Origin of the sequence: Arenimonas soli (assembly GCF_014643775.1) — a bacterium.
Lineage (GTDB): Bacteria > Pseudomonadota > Gammaproteobacteria > Xanthomonadales > Xanthomonadaceae > Arenimonas > Arenimonas soli.
In genome coordinates this window covers 1,563,367-1,578,908 of the sequence record NZ_BMKC01000001.1, presented here as the reverse complement: position 1 = coordinate 1,578,908, position 15,542 = coordinate 1,563,367, and the positions used below count along the sequence as shown (strand labels likewise).

Genomic DNA, 15,542 nt, shown 5'->3' with positions numbered 1-15,542 from the left:
CGATGACGGTTATCTACGGACTGGACAAGTGCGACACCTGCCGCAAGGCGCGCAACTGGCTCAAGCGCTTCGACGTTGCGCACGCATTCGTGGACTACCGCGCGCAGCCGGTGCCGGCGCCGATGCTCAAGGACTGGGCCGCGCATCTGGGCGGCTGGGAAAAACTGGTCAACAAGGCCTCGACCACCTGGCGGCAGCTGCCCGAGGGCCGCAAGTCGCCGGGCTCGGACCCGGAATGGAGCCTGCTGCTGCGCGAGCACCCGGCGCTGGTGAAGCGGCCGGTCGTGGTCACCGACGATGGCCTGGTCAGCGTGGGCTTCAGCGACAACGGCTTCAAGCAGCGTTTCGGGGTGGGCCAGTGAGCGAGGTCCTGGCCCTGGCCCGCGACCTGATCGCCCGGCGCTCGGTCACCCCGGACGACGCGGGCTGCCAGGACCTGGTGGCGCAGCGGCTGGCGCGCGCCGGTTTCAGGCTTGAATGGCTCGATGCCGGCGACGTGCGCAATCTCTGGGCCACGCATGGCGAAGGCGGCGACGTGTTCTGCCTGCTTGGCCACACCGACGTGGTGCCGCCGGGCCCGCGCGAAGCCTGGGACAGCGACCCGTTCGAGCCCAGCGAGCGCGACGGCGTGCTTTATGGCCGCGGCGCCGCCGACATGAAGGGCAGCGTGGCGGCGTTCGTGGTCGCCGCCGAACAATTCGTCGCGGCGCACCCGGACCACCCGGGCACGCTGGCCATCCTGCTGACCTCGGATGAAGAAGGCGACGCCATCGATGGCGTGCGCCACGTCGCGCGGCGCTTCAGGGAAGAAGGCCGGCCGATCCATTTCTGCATCACCGGCGAACCCTCGTCGAAGGCCGCGTTGGGCGACCTGCTGCGCGTGGGCCGCCGCGGCTCGCTGTCGGGGCGCCTGCGGGTGAAGGGCATCCAGGGCCACGTGGCCTACCCGGAAAAGGCCCGCAACCCGATCCACCAGGCCTTGCCGGCGCTGGCCGAGCTAAGCGCGCGGGCCTGGGACGCCGGCTATCCGGAGTTCCCGCCCACCAGCTTCCAGATCTCGAACATCCAGTCGGGCACCGGTGCCAACAACGTCATCCCGGGCGACTGCGAACTGCAGTTCAACTTCCGGTTCAACCCGGGCTGGTCGGCAGAAGGACTGGAATCCGAAGTGCACGCCGTGCTCGACCGCCATGGCCTGGACTACGACCTGCACTGGCATCGCAGCGGCGAACCCTTCCTCACCGGCGAAGGCCGGCTGCGCGCGGCCGCGCGCGCGGTCATCAAGGACCAACTGGGTCGGGTTCCGGAAGAAAACACCGGCGGCGGCACCTCGGACGCCCGCTTCATCGCGCCTCTGGGCGCCGAGGTGGTGGAGCTGGGGCCCATCAACGCCAGCATCCACAAGGTCAACGAACACGTCGTCATCGAAGAGCTCCAGCGCCTCCCCGCGCTGTACCGAGCCATCGTCGAACGCCTGCTGCTCGCCTGATCCCCCCGCACTTCCTCCCCGGTGTTCCCCTGGTCGTATCTGCCTTGGCTCAGGCCGCGGCCTTGAACCAGGCCTGTTCCGCCGCGGGTGACGCCTGCGACGATTCGCGCAGTTCACGCAGGATGCCCAGCACCTGCCGGTGCACGGCCTGCAGGCCCGCGTGCGGCGATTGCCGGGTCTCGTGGTAAACCACCGCCAGCCACACGGCCACCGAACGCTGGCGCAGTTGCACGGATCGGTCCCTGACCCGCCCGGACGCCACCGACGCCACCGGACTCCAGGGCCGGTAGAGCATCGATTCGTTCGAACCGTGCCAGTGCGGATAGGGCAGGACCGAAGCCGCCTGGATTTCAGACAGGGTCTGGTCCGCGGTGGTCTTGCGCTGCGTGGCGTCCAGGGCGCGCACGGCCTTGAGCACGGCCGCAGCCTGGCGCCGCAACATCAGCTGGCGGTACTGCACCAGCACGTTAACTAGAATGTCCATCGAACCTACCTCGCCGAAAAACCATCGGTGCGGTAGATCGCTCCCCCTGACGGCGATCTCTCCGTCCCTGTCCCGGCGGAGCGAGCCGGGCCATTGCCCCGTTTATGGACCATTTAGTGACGGCTGTCAGGTTTTTGCTGCGAAAATGTGAACTAGTTCACGTTTTCGGGCTCCAGCCTCAGTACGTGCTCCGGCTCGCCGGGCAGGAAGGGCGTGGGTTCTCCTCGCACCCAGGCCGCGTGGCCCGCGCCCCAGAACGGCGACAGCGGGTGTCCCGACTGGCCGCCGGGCATGTGCGCGAAACCCTCGGCCTCGCGGCCCGGTGACACCACCATGCGTTCGCTGGCACCAAATCCCGGCGCCTGCACCAGCGGCATGTTGCCGTCGCCAGGCAGCGGCTCGGCCGGCATGCACAGCAGGCCCTGGGCCAGGCCGGGCAGGGCCGCGGCAAGCGGATGGCAGATGCGCGCGGTATTGCGTTCGCCCCAGCGGCGTTCGGCCAGCGGGCCGGCCTCTTCGAGCTGGCCGCGGATGTCGCGCGCCGCGTCGGCCAGCAGCGCGTCCCAGCTGGCGAACCGGCGCGGCAGCAGGTGTGCCGGCCGCTGCTGCAGCAGCGGCCAGGCGAAGGCTTCGGCCTGGGGCAGGTCGGGCATGACGAAGTCTTCGCCCAGCGCCGCCTGGGCCGGCGCCATCAGGCCGTTCTGGATGCGCTCGATCACCGCCAGGCGCCAGGCGCGCACGATGCGGTAGTCCACGGCATCGACGCTGGCACGGCCGGTCCAGTCGGCGCTGGCTTGTGCCAGTGCCTGCAGGTCGGCGTCGCCACCGCGGCCGGCTTCGGCCTGCAGCAGCGCGTGCCAGCGCTGCAGGAACAGGGCGCGGTTGTCGAGCTGCAGGGCCAGCAGGTCGGCTTCGGTGAAGCTCGGGCTCGCGCGCAGCACGTCGCGGATTTGCCGGGCGCGGGCGCCGTTGGCGTAACCGGCGTCGCCGACCAGGGCAAGCGCCTCGCCGTCCACCACGCGCGCGTTCGCGGTCCAGAGGATGCCGTCCGCCGGGTCCACGAGGCTGGGGTTTTCAGTCGGCGCCAGCCAGCCGGCCCAGCGGCAGGCCTGTTCGACCCGCAGTGGCTGCGTCGGCACGCAGTCGCCGGCGCGTTCGGGCAGCTGGGCCGTCAGGCGCCAGGCGATGCGGCCGTGGCGGTCGGCCATCAGCAGGTTCTGGGCAGGGATGCCGGCGACGTCGGCCACGGCCAGGCCCTGGTCGAGGTTGCCGGCGAAGGCCATGTCGGCCAGGCCGAAGTTCAGCGCGCCGGGCAACTGGGCGGTCCAGCGCAGCGCCAGCGCGTCGCCGTTCTCCAGGTCGACGGTGATCGGTCCCCAGCGGGTCTCGCGCACCTTCAGTTCGACCGGTTCGCCGCCCTTGACCTGGATCCACTCGCTGTCGGTGCGCAGCACCGCCTCGCCGCCGGGCACGCGGTAGCGCAGCCTGTCGGCGCCGGTGAACTCGACGCGGTAGAAGTCCAGCCAGTCGCCGTAGCTGTTGGTGAAGCCCCAGGCGACGTGGCCATTGCTGCCGACGATCACCGCCGGGATGCCGGGCAGGGTGAAGCCGCTGATGTCCACCTTGCCGCCGGGCGCACGCGCATCGGGGTAGCGCAGGCGCGCGCGGAACCAGATGTTCGGCGCGCCCAGGCCCAGGTGCATGTCGTTGGCGACGATGGCGCGGCCGTCGCGGGTGCGGCTGCCGGCCACGGCGAAGTTGTTGCTGCCGGGGGCGGCCGGCTCGGACACGGCGTAGTCGCCGTCTTCTTCGGGCATGGGCAGCGTGCGCAGGTCGACCTCGCCGGCGCCGGGCAGGGCGGGGTTGCCGCGCGGATCGCCCAGCAGCGGCGCATCCCACTCACTGCCGTCGGTGGCCACCAGGTCGTACAGCGGCGCCGGCAGCACGTCGCGGATGCGCCACAGCGCCAGTTCGCGCGAGTTCGATTCGTCCTGCAGGTCGAAGAACATGGCATAGCCGGCCAGCGCCGTATCCTCCACCGTCCACGGCTGCGGATCGGCCCGCAGCAGCAGGTAGGGCCAGGGCGTGCCGTCCAGGGCCAGCACGCCGGCGTTGACGCCGTCGCGGTAAGCCTCTAGCGCGGGCAGGCGGTCGCCGGCGATTTCGCCCAGGTGTTCGCGCAGGCGCGCCCGCAGGCGGTGCACGCGCACCTGCTTGTCGCGGTCGATGGCGATGCCACCGAACAGCGCCGACAGTTCACCGGCGGCCGATCGCCGCAGCAGGTCCATCTCGAAGAAGCGCTCCTGCGCATGCACGAAGCCCAGGGCCCTGGCGGCGTCGACTTCATTGGCGGCATCGATGGTGACGACGCCCAGGGCGTCGCGGCTGACCGTGACCGGCGCCGACAGGCCAGGCAGCGCCAGTTCACCGTCCAGGGTGGCCAGGCTGCCGCGCATGGCCCAGAGCCCGGCGAACACGGCGACGACGGCCAGGATGACCACGACCGCGAGCAGGCGGGCGAATACTCGGGCGGTCTTGCGCATGCGTGCGGCTCCGGGGCGTGCAGGTGGCGAAGCGCCAAGGATGGCCGAAGCAGGCGCCGGCCGCCACGGGGTGCTTGCGCGGGCCCGCGGCCCGTGCCTATGCTCGGCCCATGCGCGCCAACTTCGTCAATAACGCCAACAACAATAATCGTCCCCCTCCGCGGGTCGACGACTAGGCGCGCTCCACAATAAAACTGCCCCAGTCCCGACGGCCCGCACTGACCCCAGTGCGGGCCGTTTCCTTTTGCGCGAATGAAATTCCAAGGAGACCTGCCCATGTGTTCCATCCTCGGCGTCCACGACGCCCGCCCCGGTGCCGACCTGCGCGGCCTGCGGCCGCTGGCCCTGTCGCTGTCGGCGCTGCAGCGGCACCGCGGCCCCGACTGGTCGGGCGTGTTCGAATCGCCGGCTTGCCTGCTGGTGCACGAGCGCCTGGCCATCGTCGATCCGGCCGGCGGCGCCCAGCCGCTGCGTTCGGCCGACGGCGAGCTGGCGCTGGCCGTCAATGGCGAGGTCTACAACCACCGCGAGCTGGCCGACGGCCTGGCGGCGCCGTATGCGTTCACCAGCGGCTCGGACTGCGAGGTCATCAATGCGCTGTACCGGCAGGAAGGGCCGGATGCGGTGGCGAAGCTCAACGGCATCTTCGCCTTCGCGCTGTGGGACGCGGCGGCCGGGCGGCTGGTGGTGGCGCGCGACCCATTGGGCGTTTGCCCGCTGTACTGGGGCCACGACGGGGACGGCCGGCTGTGGCTGGCGTCGGAAATGAAGGCGCTGGCGCGCCTGTGCGCGGACGTCGCGGCGTTTCCGCCGGGGCATGTCTACGACAGCGGCAGCGGCGAACTGCGCCGTTTCCACCCGCAGCCCTGGCGCGACTACGAGGCCACCCGTGGCGTCACCACCACGCCGGTGGCACTGCGCGAAGCCTTCGAACAGGCCGTGCACCGGCAGATGATGACCGACGTGCCCTACGGCGTGCTCCTGAGCGGTGGCCTGGACTCATCGCTGGTGGCGGCCTGCGCGGCGAAGTTCGCGCGCCAGCGGGTGGAGGACGACGACCGCAGCGAAGCCTGGTACCCGCGCCTGCACAGTTTTGCCATCGGCCTGCCGGGCTCGCCCGACCTGGCGGCCGCCGAACGCGCCGCGGCGGCGCTGGGCACGGTGCACCACGGCTTCACCTACAGCGTTGAGGAAGGCGTGGACGCGCTGCCGGACGTGATCCGGCACATCGAAAGTTACGACGTCACCACCGTGCGCGCGTCGACGCCGATGTACCTGCTGGCGCGGCGCATCAAGGCCATGGGCGTGAAGATGGTGCTCAGCGGCGAGGGCAGCGATGAGATTTTCGGCGGCTACCTGTACTTCCACAAGGCGCCGGACGCGCGCGAGTTCCACGCCGAATGCGTGCGCAAGCTCGACGCCCTGCACCAGTACGACTGCCTGCGCGCGAACAAGGCGATGATGGCCTGGGGCGTGGAGGCGCGGGTGCCGTTCCTGGACCTGGCGTTCCTGGCCCTTGCGATGTCGCTCGACGCCGAAGCCAAACGCTGCGGTCCGGACCGCATGGAAAAGACGCTGCTGCGCGAAGCCTTCGAAGGCGCGTTGCCCGACGACATCCTGTGGCGGCAGAAGGAGCAGTTCAGCGACGGCGTCGGCTACGGTTGGATCGACGGCCTCAAGGCCCTGGCACAGGACCGCGTCAGCGACGCGATGCTGGCCGAGGCGCCGCTGCGCTTTCCGGTCAACCCGCCAGCCAGCAAGGAGGCATTCTGGTACCGGGACCTGTTCGAACGTGCCTTCCCCGGCGAGGCCTGCGCGCGCACGGTGCCGGGCGGCAAGTCGATCGCCTGTTCGTCGCCGGCGGCGATTGCCTGGGATGCGGCGTTCGCCGCATGCGCGGACCCGTCGGGGCGTGCCGTGGCCGGGGTGCACGGCCAGGGCCGGCCGGCGCGGTCGGTGGCCTGACGCCTAGAAGCCCGAGCCGGGCTGTTTGAGGAACTCGACTTCTTCGGCGGTCGATTCCCGGCCCAGGATCGCGTTGCGGTGCGGGTAGCGTCCGAAGCGGTCGATGATGGCCTTGTGGCGCAGCTCGAAGTCCAGGTTGTTGGCCGGCGCGTGTTCCCGGTACAGCACTTCCGCGATTTCATGGATGCGCGCCGATTCGCTGTGCATGTAGGGCAGCAGCAGGACGCTGCGTTCGGTCGGCGTCAGCGCGGCCAGCGCGCCGGCGCCGACGGCTTCCTGGGCGAGCACCAGCGCCACCGGGTCGCAGGCAAAAGCGCCCGGCGTGCCGCGGTGGATGTTCCTGGGGAACTGGTCGAGCACGATGATCTCGGCCAGCCGGCCATTGGCGTTTCCACGCCAGGCGTACAGTTCGCCGGCGGCGGCTTTCTCCAGCAGGCCGAGGAATCGTTCGCGGATCAGCGCGTCGAAATCCGGGTCCACCTTCCACCAGCGTTCCGGCGCAGTCTGCTCGAACCAGAAGGCGAGGATGTCCTGGGGCGACATGGCTCAGGCTCCCGCCAAGGCGCGGTCGCGGCGCCGTCCGGACAACACGGCCAGGCTGGTGCCGGCCAGCACCGCCACGATGGCGACCGCGGCGAACCAGAGCGGATGCGGGATCATCGCCAGGTTGGCGACCACGGCGGCCAGGACCAGGGCGCCCACCCCCGCGGCCAGCAGGCCGCGCCGGCCCGGCGCGAGCAGCGTCGCCACCAGCCCGCCGGCGTACGCGCCGGCCACCCAGGCGAAAAGCACGAACAGCAGTGCCCCGACCGGCATCGCCGCCACGGCGGCCTTGATCTGCTCGACATCGCCCGGGTCCAGACCCTGCGGCGGCGGATACACCGCATGCCCGAGGGATTCGAGTCCGGCCACGACGAAGCCGGCGACCAGGGCGCCGGCGAAGAAGGCCAGGGCGTAGCGCAGGATCTTCATGGCGTGTCCGCCCCGGCGGTCGGCGGATCGGAAGTGGCGGGCACGGAGACGTGGTCGAGGCTCAGGACGCGTGGCAGCCGCCAACTCCCGTCTTCCTGCCGCTGCCACACGTGCACGAAGCGCGCGAGGGTGCTGGTCTGCGCGCCCTCTTCGTCGAACCGGTGCACGCCCACCTGGGTCGCGCCGTACCCTTCCATGGGGTAAACGCGAAGGCTGCCCGGAACCACGGTGCGGGTGATGCCCTGTTTCGCCGGGCACGACGCGGTGAGGTTGCGGGTGTTTTCGCGCACCTGCTCACCGCGCGAGAAGCCCGCCTTGTCGTGATAGAACTCGACGTCGTCGGTGAAGATGGCGTTGACCACCTCCGCGTCGCAGGTGACGAAGGACGCCTCGAAGATGCGGCGGTCCATTTCGGCAAGTTCATCGAACAGCGCGCCTTGGCTGAGGCCGCCGGCCTCCATGGCCGTGGGCGTGGCCTCGTGCGCGGCGACGAAGCCGGAAAACACGAGGAGCGACATCGGGCAAAGGAACCTTAGGAGGGTGTCGGGCATGGGCTGTGGCTCGCCGGCGTGTCCAGGGTGCCTGCTACCGTAACGGCTTGCTTGCCGGCGTGCCACTGGCGGCCGGCAGCCGCAGGCCGGCGACGGCGCCGCCGCCTTCCCGGTTCACCAGCCGCGCGCTGCCGCCGTGCAGCGCGGCGACTTCGGCGACGAAACACAGGCCCAGGCCGCTGCCACGCTGGCCGCCGTCGGGGCGGGGCAGGGAGTAGAAGCGTTCGAACGCGCGCTCCAGGGCGTAGTCGGGCAGGCCCGGGCCGCGGTCGGCGACTTCCAGGACGACGTGGCCGTTGTCGCGCCTTGCCAGCAGGTCCAGCGCGCTTCCCGCCGGGGCGAAGCTGGCGGCGTTTTCCAGCAGCCCGCGCAGGGCCTGGTGCAGCAGGAAGGCGTCGCCGGTGACGACCAGGTTGTCGCTGGCGTGGTGCTGCAGCGAAAGACCGCGCGCCAGCGCGATGGCCTCGAAATCGGCCGCGACCTCGGCCAGCAGGGGCCCGACGGGCACTGGTGCGGGATTGTCCAGTGCGTGTTGGTGCTCCAGCGCCGCCAGGGCCAGCAGTCGCTCCACCATCTGGGTGAGGCGGTCGCCCTGGGCGTGGATGACCCGGGCGAAGCGTGCCTGGTCGGCCGGCGGCAGCGGCGATTCGAGCAGCTCGGCGCTGGCGCGGATGGCGGCGAGCGGGCTCTTCATTTCATGGGTGAGGTCCTGCACGTAGCGTTCGACGTACTGTTTGCCCTCGAGGCGGTTGCGCATGGTTTCCAGGGCCTGGCCAAGTTCGGCGAATTCGCCCGCCGCCGGCGGCAGGCGCCTGCGTTCGCCGTCGGTTGCGGACTGCGCATAGCGACGCAGGCCCTCGAGCTGGCGCGTGATCCAGGAGGCCGTGGTGGCGCCGACCAGCAGCGCCATGCCCAGCAGGCCGATGCCCCAGGCCAGCACCGTTCGCTGGCTGCGTTCGATGAAGGGCGCCACCGTGCGGTTGGGCTTGGCCACGGTGAGCGAGCCGACGATGCGTCCGGCCGGGTCGCGGATGGGCGCGGCCACGTGCATCACCGTGGCCTCGGGATCCGCCGGGTCGGGCGCCGAGGACCGGGCGCCGTAGTGGCCGCGCAGGGTCAGGTAAACGTCGTTCCACTGCGAATAGTCCTGGCCCAGGGCTTCGCCGCGGCTGTCGAAGACCACGGTGCCCGCGTCGTCGGTGACGTAGACACGCAAATCCGTGCTACGCTTGGGAACGCCCGAGATGGCGGCGCCGGGCTCGCGCCCCTGCGCGCGCTGCAGGCGGCGGGCGAAGTCGCCTTCGCCCAGGCGTCCGGCCAGGAAGTCGTCGGTCGCCAGTTCGGCCAGCGTGTTGGCAATGTCCACCAGGGTGTCTTCGGTGGTCTGGCGCACGCCGGGTTTGACCTGGGCGACGAACACTTCGGTGACCAGCAGCGCGCCCAGCGCCACGATGGCCAGGTACCCAAGCAGGATGCGCAGGCCGATGCGCATGCCTCAGCCGGCTTCCAGCGAATAGCCCAGGCCGCGATGGGTGCGGATGGGGTCGGCCGCGGCGTCCACGTCGCGCAGCTTGGCGCGCAGGGTCTTGATGTGGGTGTCGACGGTGCGTTCGGTGCTGTCGCTGTCGTCGTCCCAGACCCGTTCGAGCAGTTGCGCGCGGCTGAGGATGGCGCCCGGGCGGCGCAGCAGCGCGGCCAGCAGGCCGTATTCGTAGCGGGTGAGGTCCAGGCGCCTGCCGCGGAAGTCGATGCGTTTGGCTTCGGCGTCGTGCACGAAATCCGTGCTGGCCTCGGCGGGCGCGCTTCGCCGCAGCACGGCGCGCACGCGTGCCACCAGTTCGCGTGGGGAAAACGGCTTGCTTACGTAGTCGTCGGCGCCGATTTCCAGGCCCAGCACGCGGTCGGCTTCGGCGTCGCGGGCGGTGAGGAAGATCACCGGCAATGCGCGGTCGCGGCGCAGTTCCCGGCACAGCGCGAAGCCGCCGATGTCGGGCAGGCCGACGTCGAGGATGGCCAGGTCGAAGGCCTGCAGCCGCGCCAGCTGCAGCGCCTCGTGGCCGGTAAGTGCATGGGTGGTTTCAAAGCCGTCGGCACGCAGGGCGTATTCCACCGTCTGCGCGATCGCCGCTTCGTCTTCGACCAGCAGTACCCGAGCCATGGTGCCCCCTTGTCGCCCGAAGCATAGCCCAGGCCCGGGACTTCTTACTGGCTTCACGAAGCGGCCGCGCTGCCTTCACGGGGGCGCGCCAGCATGGCGTCGTCGGCCCCTTATTTCCGGAGACAGACCATGACCCAGACCCAATCCGACCCGCCCGCCCGGCGTGGCAATGCCTTCCGGCCCTACCTCTGGGGAGGCGCCGCCTTGCTGCTCAGCGTGCCGCTGATCGCCATGCAGTTCACCGACGAAGTGGACTGGGACCTGTTCGACTTCATCGTGATGGGCCTGCTGCTCGGCGGCGCTTGCGGGGCCTACGAACTGGGCACGCGCCTGTCGGGCCACTGGGCCTACCGGGGCGGCTTCGCCGTCGCGATCCTGGGCGGCTTCCTGATGACCTGGGTAAACCTGGCCGTGGGCATCGTCGGCAACGAGAACAATCCGGTGAACCTGCTGTTCTTCGCGATCCTGGTCGTGGGCGCCATCGCCGCGCCGCTGGGGCGGTTCCGGGCGCGGGGCATGGCGCGGGCCATGTACGCCACGGCGATAGCCCAGGGCCTGGTCACGGCCTACATCGCCATCGCCGGCCACGGTTACACCTTCGTGCTGGCGGGCTTCTTCATCGCCGTGTGGCTTTGCGCCGCGCACCTGTTCCTGCGTGCCGACGAGGACGCGGCCCGGGCGGGTGCCGGGGACTGAGGCCGGCCAGGAAGCCCGCTACTTGCCCCACTCGCCGCCCAAGGGAGGCGGGGGCTGGTAGTTGTCCACGCGTTCGAAAGCGATGCGGTTCGATTCGCGGAAGACGCTGTCGTACAGGGCCCGGCTCAGCGTGGGAGCCCCGGGGTCCTGGCCGAAGTCCAGGGGGATGTGCTGGGGCGCGGAACTGCCGTCCAGCGTCGTGACGCTCAAGGTGCCCGCACAGCAGGACGATCGCCAGTAGGTCCACAGCCGCGGGTGGCCCCCGGCCTGGTCCAGGGCGACCGCCTGGGGATGCAGTGCTAGCTCGATGCGCCGGAAGCCGCCCTTGCCATCGCTGAGCGAGACGATGAAGGGCCCGCCGCCGTTCCCGAACAACCCGGACGGCCCGGACATGATGCTGTCCGGAACGCCATCCCCGTTCAGGTCACCCGTGTGGACATAGCCCGTGCCGACGCCGGCTTCGCCGGAGACCAGAGCCAGGAGCAGCAGCAGTGGGGGCATGAGGGTCATCGTGGTGGCCTGGGTCCCGTGGGATATCAACGCGAAGAAGATTCCTCGAAGGCCCGTTTGATCCAGCCGGCCAGTTCGGCATCCACCTGCGAGGCATCGGTGAGCCTGACCTGGTAGTTGCACATCTTGCCCGGCGGCAGCTTTTCCAGCCGCGGGGACGGCGGCAGCTCCTTGATGTTCAGGCCCAGCTCGACGCGGGTGTTGGTGGCCGGACCGATCATCGCGAACTGCTTGCTGCGGCGGTAGCTGATGTATTTTTGCTTGGGCGCCGCCTCGAACTCGCCCAGCGGTTTCATCGTCGCAAGCAGGGCGTCGTGGATGGGGCGCAAGGCGGCCTTCGCGCCGGTGTACAGCGTATCGAGCGGGTCCGCGGCGGCCTGTTTCGGCGCCGCTGCCTGTTTTTCCGCATGGGCCAGCGTGTTGGCATCACCGTGCCCCAGCCCGAGTCCGGCCTTGAGGTGCGCGACGATTTCGCCGTGCTTCGCCAGCCCGCTGGCGCGGATGAGGGCGAACAGTTCATCGAGCGATTTGCCCGTGCGTGCCTGGATATTGCGCAGCTGGGTTTCCACTGCCTTCCGGACATCGGTCATGGTTGCCTCCCCGGGGCAAGATGCGTCATGCGGAACTCGTGGGCGTCTTCTCCCACGACCGAAAAACCAAGCCGTTCGTAGAGCTGCTTCGCCGGGTTGGCCTTGAGCACCGACAGCGTGACCGGCACGTCCGCTTTCGCGGCTTGTGCCATCACGTCTTCCAGCAGGCGCCTACCGAGGCCGCGGCCCCTCGTGTCCGCCGACAGCTGGAGCTGGAGGACATGCCATTGATCCGGCTCACGCAAGAGCTTCAGCAGGCCGACGGGCCTGCCTTCGGCCATGATGATCTCCGCGCAGTCGAAGCGGTGCATGACCCGCACCATGAAGTCCTCGTCCGTGCCGTGCAGGCCTGCCGTCGCCAGGTGCGGACCCATACTTTCCCGGCGAAGCGCCAGCAGGAACGGCAGGTCGGCGTCGGTGGCGGCGCGCAGGCTAAGTTGCATCAATGGCCGGCGCCGATGCTTTCGCCATTTCGCGGCGCAGCCTGGCGTCGAGCACCAGGAAGCCGAAGGGCACCACGGAACACAGCAGGGCCAGCAGCCAGGCGCCCACCGACCAGCGCTGCAGGTGGCTGACCAGCAAGGACATCACCACGAAGGCCAACCAGAGCACGCCGTGCGCCATGCCGACCGGCCAGACGAAATCGACACCGAACTGGTAACGCGCCGGCATCGCGATAAACAGCAGCGTGATCAGGGACAGGCCCTCGATGAGGCTGAGCAAACGGAAGCTGTTGAGCATGCTTGGAAAGTCCCCGGGAGGCGTGGTCGGAGGGGGTCAGGCCGCCGGCACGGCCGGCCGGTAGCCCAGCAGGCGTGCCGGCAGGAACAGCACGGCCTTGAGCAGCGCGAAGACGGCGTCCACGGCGATGCCCAGCGCGCGGAAGGGCAAGCTGATCAGCCAAAGCACCGGCCACAGGACCAGCACGGCCAGGGCCAGCGGCCAGGCCACGACGAACAGCAGGCACCAGAGCAGGACGATCATCAGGGTCTTCATCAGTGCACCTTTCAATGGTTCCGTGGGGGATGGTACTACCGCCGGTCCCGGGGCGCGCCTGCGGGGCAAGCCTTTCGGTCACCCCGCGACCAGCTTCTCAAGGGTGAGGATGTTCGCCTTGAAAACAGCGGCATCGTCGGGCCGGACGCCCGGCCGGTCGACCAGGTCGCGGTAGGCCGACAGACTGTCCCGATGCCGCCCGATCTTCGACAGGTAGGCGGCCCGATGCTGGGCGATGAAATACGCGTCGGTCTTGCGCTCGTAGTCCAGGGCGCGGGCAAGGCAGGCCAGGGCGGCTTCGGGATCGCCCCGCTTGTCCTCGACCGTGGCCAGGTTCACCCAGGTGATGCCCTTGTCGAAGTCGGGCAGGTCGCTGCCGGCGATCCGCTCGAATATTTCGATGGCCTTGGCGTACTCGCCCTGGTCGACGAGGTCAGACGCCTGTTTGGCCAGTGAGACATAGAGGTCGCGTTCCATGGGGTTCCCCGAACATGTGCCTTGTCCGCCGCCGTCACCCGCACGGCCGGACCCTACAAAGGGATGTTCCTGCTCTGGTTGTTTGCCGCCTCAACCGATGCAAGGATGGCATCGAGCCGGGGTCGATCCAAGTGGCGGCCATTGAGGACGACGCCCTGGATGGATCGGGTATTGGCGATGTCCTGCAGCGGGTTGGCGCGCAGCAATACCATGTCGGCGCGCAATCCCGGCGCGATCTTCCCGGAGGCGTGGCCCATCCTGCGCGCGGGAACCGACGTCGCCGCGTGCAGGGCCTGCGCGGGGCTCAGGCCAGCGTCGACCAGGGATTCGAGTTCGTCGTGCAGCGAGAACCCAGGCACCACGCCGGCGGTATTGGCGTCGGTACCCGCCATCAGCCGGACGCCCCGGTCCCGCATGGCCCGCAGCAGGATGTGATGCGCCGCGGCGAAGGTGGTCCAGTAGGCTTTCTGCGCGGCGCGCTCGGCGTCGCTGGCCTCCGGTGCCACTTCATAGGCGTTGTGGCCCGGTAGCCAGCCCCTGGACAGGGGGGTGCCTTCCACCAGGCCGGGATTTGCATAACGAAGTTCGATCGTGGCCACCACCTCGGCCGGCGCCACCTTCTGCGTGGCGATGCTCTCGATGAGCCACAGCGACGACACCACGGCGATGTCGTTTTCGACAAGTCGGGCGGCCACGTCGTCGCTGCGCTTGCGGACGAACGCGAGGTACTCGTCGCCGTTCGAATTGCCGAAGTAACCGAACTCCGCGTCGAGCGCTTTCGCGATTTCCTCGATGTGGGCGAGTTCGCCTTGCCCGGACGCCCAGAGCGACTCAAGCGACATCGACACCGGGAGGTGTCCTACCAGCGGCATCCCGGCCTCGGAGGCCGCGCGGTCGACTTCGCGGTAGGTCCCGGCATCGAGCATGCTGCCAAGCTTGACCGCGTCGAAGCCTTCTTCAGCCAGCGATTTCACGATGCCCGCGGCATCCCCGGGCCGGTGGACATTGATGCGGTTGCGCGTCCAGCGCTGGAAGTGCCCAGCAAGCCAGTCCCAGTTTTCCAGCTTCTCCGAGGCGACGAACATCCGGGGCCCGAGCCTTCCCGCATTGATCTGGTCGCGCCAGTTCAGGTGCTCGGCGCTGCCACTCATTTCGCGAACGCCGGTGACCCCGGCGGCCACGTAGACAAGAAGGTCGTTGGGGCTTTGCTTGAGATGCACGTGGGCATCGACCAGGCCGGGAATCAGATAAAGGCCGCTGCCGTCGACAACCCGGGCGCCCGCAGGCACGTCGACAGCCTCGCCCACGGCCAGGATGCCGCTTTCGTCGAATACCACCGTCTGGCCAGCCAGCATTTCCGCGCCGTCGCCCGAAAGCACGTGCACGTTGGTGATGGCGGTAGGGCCGGTGGTTGCGCCGAAACCATCTGGGTCGACCACGGCTGTTCCGGCTCCCGCGAAACGGTCGAGCTGGTAGTCAACCCACAGCAGGGACGCCGCGCAGACCAGCGCGATGACAATCAATGAGCGCAAGGCCCATTTCCTGATGGACGCGGCGGCCGCCATGCTCATTCTCCCGTTTCCCTGGGAAACTAGCAACTCCCGAGACGCAGGGCGCCGTGCCGATAGTCACGCGCCCGTTCCGACGCGCTCGCTCTTGCGGCCTGTAAACGAGTCGAAGATTCGCCGGTGCGCATGATACGACCACGGGTCCTGGCGCTCGTAGTAACCGCGGACCCAATCCTGGAGGGCCAGGAACATTTCATCCTGGGCTTCCTTCGAGGCGTACTTCTGAGGCTCCCAGGGGCGGTGGCGGTTGTGTTCCAGGCAGGCGTCCAGGCCCGGGTTGAGAAAGATCAATTCGGTGCAGTGGCACAACGTGGCCTCGACCAGATCGCCATAACAGCCTTCGATGACCCAGCGCGGATTGCCGGCGATGAAGTCGGCCAGGGAGGCCGCGATGGCCTCCGGCGAGCGCTGCACGGCCACCTTGCCGGGCTCCCAGACGATCGAATCCAGGTCCAGGTGCGGAAGCTGGTGCTGCTCGCCAAGGCGCCGGGCGAGCGTGCTTTTGCCGGATCCCGAATTACCGAAAACAAGGATCTTCATGGT

The 15,542-nt window shown here is 69.3% G+C and carries 19 protein-coding genes; 4 read left to right on the top strand and 15 right to left on the bottom strand.

Annotation, left to right across the window (positions count from 1 at the left end; genetic code table 11):
* Nucleotides 1–2: 2 nt before the first annotated feature.
* Together IEX13_RS07610 and dapE are read left to right on the top strand one after the other, a co-directional pair.
* Nucleotides 3–362, top strand: a complete 360-nt coding sequence (locus tag IEX13_RS07610; RefSeq protein ID WP_188662715.1) for a Spx/MgsR family RNA polymerase-binding regulatory protein — start codon at nucleotides 3–5, stop codon at nucleotides 360–362.
* Nucleotides 359–1,489, top strand: a complete 1,131-nt coding sequence (gene dapE, locus IEX13_RS07605) for a succinyl-diaminopimelate desuccinylase (protein WP_188662713.1) — start codon at nucleotides 359–361, stop codon at nucleotides 1,487–1,489. Before IEX13_RS07610 ends, dapE begins: the two co-directional genes overlap by 4 nt.
* Nucleotides 1,490–1,538: 49 nt before the next feature.
* Here the strand turns inward: dapE and IEX13_RS07600 are convergent, their stop codons facing one another.
* On the bottom strand, nucleotides 1,539–1,973 hold the full coding sequence (locus IEX13_RS07600; RefSeq protein ID WP_188662711.1) for a hypothetical protein: 435 nt from the start codon (nucleotides 1,971–1,973) through the stop codon (nucleotides 1,539–1,541).
* Between the two features lie 152 nt (nucleotides 1,974–2,125).
* Nucleotides 2,126–4,516 (bottom strand): penicillin acylase family protein, encoded by a 2,391-nt coding sequence (locus IEX13_RS07595; protein WP_188662710.1) that lies wholly within the window; start codon nucleotides 4,514–4,516, stop codon nucleotides 2,126–2,128.
* Between the two features lie 276 nt (nucleotides 4,517–4,792).
* Here IEX13_RS07595 and asnB point away from each other — a divergent pair, with 276 nt between their 5' ends.
* The gene (asnB, locus tag IEX13_RS07590) at nucleotides 4,793–6,481 is read left to right on the top strand and encodes an asparagine synthase B (protein WP_188662708.1); all 1,689 of its coding nucleotides are present in this window, start codon (nucleotides 4,793–4,795) and stop codon (nucleotides 6,479–6,481) included.
* 3 nt (nucleotides 6,482–6,484) lie between these two features.
* On the opposite strand, the gene IEX13_RS07585 is transcribed toward asnB, so the two are convergent.
* The 5 genes from IEX13_RS07585 to creB are packed head-to-tail and all read right to left on the bottom strand — an operon-like array spanning nucleotide 6,485 to nucleotide 10,162.
* On the bottom strand, nucleotides 6,485–7,024 hold the full coding sequence (locus IEX13_RS07585; RefSeq protein ID WP_188662706.1) for a DUF924 family protein: 540 nt from the start codon (nucleotides 7,022–7,024) through the stop codon (nucleotides 6,485–6,487).
* Between the two features lie 3 nt (nucleotides 7,025–7,027).
* Complete coding sequence (locus IEX13_RS07580; protein WP_188662704.1) at nucleotides 7,028–7,453, bottom strand: hypothetical protein; 426 nt, start codon at nucleotides 7,451–7,453, stop codon at nucleotides 7,028–7,030.
* Nucleotides 7,450–8,004 (bottom strand): nuclear transport factor 2 family protein, encoded by a 555-nt coding sequence (locus tag IEX13_RS07575; RefSeq protein WP_188662703.1) that lies wholly within the window; start codon nucleotides 8,002–8,004, stop codon nucleotides 7,450–7,452. Before IEX13_RS07575 ends, IEX13_RS07580 begins: the two co-directional genes overlap by 4 nt.
* A gap of 34 nt (nucleotides 8,005–8,038) precedes the next feature.
* Complete coding sequence (gene creC / locus IEX13_RS07570; RefSeq protein WP_188662701.1) at nucleotides 8,039–9,496, bottom strand: two-component system sensor histidine kinase CreC; 1,458 nt, start codon at nucleotides 9,494–9,496, stop codon at nucleotides 8,039–8,041.
* 3 nt (nucleotides 9,497–9,499) lie between these two features.
* The gene (gene creB, locus IEX13_RS07565; protein ID WP_188662699.1) at nucleotides 9,500–10,162 is read right to left on the bottom strand and encodes a two-component system response regulator CreB; all 663 of its coding nucleotides are present in this window, start codon (nucleotides 10,160–10,162) and stop codon (nucleotides 9,500–9,502) included.
* 129 nt (nucleotides 10,163–10,291) lie between these two features.
* On the opposite strand from creB, the gene IEX13_RS07560 reads away from it, so the two are divergent.
* Complete coding sequence (locus IEX13_RS07560; protein ID WP_229668476.1) at nucleotides 10,292–10,858, top strand: hypothetical protein; 567 nt, start codon at nucleotides 10,292–10,294, stop codon at nucleotides 10,856–10,858.
* A gap of 18 nt (nucleotides 10,859–10,876) precedes the next feature.
* On the opposite strand, the gene IEX13_RS07555 is transcribed toward IEX13_RS07560, so the two are convergent.
* The 8 genes from IEX13_RS07555 to IEX13_RS07520 form a co-directional block, all read right to left on the bottom strand.
* A complete protein-coding gene (locus tag IEX13_RS07555) occupies nucleotides 10,877–11,368 on the bottom strand; it encodes a hypothetical protein (RefSeq protein ID WP_188662697.1) in 492 nt (163 codons plus the stop codon).
* 26 nt (nucleotides 11,369–11,394) lie between these two features.
* The gene (locus IEX13_RS07550; RefSeq protein WP_188662695.1) at nucleotides 11,395–11,958 is read right to left on the bottom strand and encodes a DUF5655 domain-containing protein; all 564 of its coding nucleotides are present in this window, start codon (nucleotides 11,956–11,958) and stop codon (nucleotides 11,395–11,397) included.
* Nucleotides 11,955–12,401: a GNAT family N-acetyltransferase gene (locus tag IEX13_RS07545; protein ID WP_188662693.1), complete on the bottom strand. Its 447-nt coding sequence runs from the start codon at nucleotides 12,399–12,401 to the stop codon at nucleotides 11,955–11,957. Before IEX13_RS07545 ends, IEX13_RS07550 begins: the two co-directional genes overlap by 4 nt.
* Nucleotides 12,391–12,699 (bottom strand): DUF3817 domain-containing protein, encoded by a 309-nt coding sequence (locus IEX13_RS07540; protein WP_188662691.1) that lies wholly within the window; start codon nucleotides 12,697–12,699, stop codon nucleotides 12,391–12,393. Before IEX13_RS07540 ends, IEX13_RS07545 begins: the two co-directional genes overlap by 11 nt.
* Before the next feature lie 36 nt (nucleotides 12,700–12,735).
* On the bottom strand, nucleotides 12,736–12,954 hold the full coding sequence (locus IEX13_RS07535; protein ID WP_188662689.1) for a hypothetical protein: 219 nt from the start codon (nucleotides 12,952–12,954) through the stop codon (nucleotides 12,736–12,738).
* Between the two features lie 78 nt (nucleotides 12,955–13,032).
* Nucleotides 13,033–13,431: a tetratricopeptide repeat protein gene (locus tag IEX13_RS07530; RefSeq protein WP_188662687.1), complete on the bottom strand. Its 399-nt coding sequence runs from the start codon at nucleotides 13,429–13,431 to the stop codon at nucleotides 13,033–13,035.
* A gap of 53 nt (nucleotides 13,432–13,484) precedes the next feature.
* The gene (locus IEX13_RS07525) at nucleotides 13,485–15,002 is read right to left on the bottom strand and encodes an amidohydrolase family protein (protein ID WP_188662685.1); all 1,518 of its coding nucleotides are present in this window, start codon (nucleotides 15,000–15,002) and stop codon (nucleotides 13,485–13,487) included.
* A 57-nt stretch (nucleotides 15,003–15,059) separates the two neighbouring features.
* Nucleotides 15,060–15,539, bottom strand: a complete 480-nt coding sequence (locus IEX13_RS07520) for a P-loop NTPase family protein (RefSeq protein ID WP_188662683.1) — start codon at nucleotides 15,537–15,539, stop codon at nucleotides 15,060–15,062.
* Nucleotides 15,540–15,542: the final 3 nt, after the last annotated feature.

Coding starts and splice junctions, on each gene's coding strand:
- IEX13_RS07610 (WP_188662715.1), top strand. CDS start 3: ATGACGGTTATCTACGGACTGGACAAGTGCGACACCTGCCGCAAGGCG.
- IEX13_RS07600 (WP_188662711.1), bottom strand. CDS start 1,973: ATGGACATTCTAGTTAACGTGCTGGTGCAGTACCGCCAGCTGATGTTG.
- IEX13_RS07595 (WP_188662710.1), bottom strand. CDS start 4,516: ATGCGCAAGACCGCCCGAGTATTCGCCCGCCTGCTCGCGGTCGTGGTC.
- asnB (WP_188662708.1), top strand. CDS start 4,793: ATGTGTTCCATCCTCGGCGTCCACGACGCCCGCCCCGGTGCCGACCTG.
- IEX13_RS07585 (WP_188662706.1), bottom strand. CDS start 7,024: ATGTCGCCCCAGGACATCCTCGCCTTCTGGTTCGAGCAGACTGCGCCG.
- IEX13_RS07580 (WP_188662704.1), bottom strand. CDS start 7,453: ATGAAGATCCTGCGCTACGCCCTGGCCTTCTTCGCCGGCGCCCTGGTC.
- IEX13_RS07575 (WP_188662703.1), bottom strand. CDS start 8,004: ATGCCCGACACCCTCCTAAGGTTCCTTTGCCCGATGTCGCTCCTCGTG.
- creC (WP_188662701.1), bottom strand. CDS start 9,496: ATGCGCATCGGCCTGCGCATCCTGCTTGGGTACCTGGCCATCGTGGCG.
- creB (WP_188662699.1), bottom strand. CDS start 10,162: ATGGCTCGGGTACTGCTGGTCGAAGACGAAGCGGCGATCGCGCAGACG.
- IEX13_RS07560 (WP_229668476.1), top strand. CDS start 10,292: ATGACCCAGACCCAATCCGACCCGCCCGCCCGGCGTGGCAATGCCTTC.
- IEX13_RS07555 (WP_188662697.1), bottom strand. CDS start 11,368: ATGACCCTCATGCCCCCACTGCTGCTGCTCCTGGCTCTGGTCTCCGGC.
- IEX13_RS07550 (WP_188662695.1), bottom strand. CDS start 11,958: ATGACCGATGTCCGGAAGGCAGTGGAAACCCAGCTGCGCAATATCCAG.
- IEX13_RS07545 (WP_188662693.1), bottom strand. CDS start 12,401: ATGCAACTTAGCCTGCGCGCCGCCACCGACGCCGACCTGCCGTTCCTG.
- IEX13_RS07540 (WP_188662691.1), bottom strand. CDS start 12,699: ATGCTCAACAGCTTCCGTTTGCTCAGCCTCATCGAGGGCCTGTCCCTG.
- IEX13_RS07535 (WP_188662689.1), bottom strand. CDS start 12,954: ATGAAGACCCTGATGATCGTCCTGCTCTGGTGCCTGCTGTTCGTCGTG.
- IEX13_RS07530 (WP_188662687.1), bottom strand. CDS start 13,431: ATGGAACGCGACCTCTATGTCTCACTGGCCAAACAGGCGTCTGACCTC.
- IEX13_RS07525 (WP_188662685.1), bottom strand. CDS start 15,002: ATGAGCATGGCGGCCGCCGCGTCCATCAGGAAATGGGCCTTGCGCTCA.
- IEX13_RS07520 (WP_188662683.1), bottom strand. CDS start 15,539: ATGAAGATCCTTGTTTTCGGTAATTCGGGATCCGGCAAAAGCACGCTC.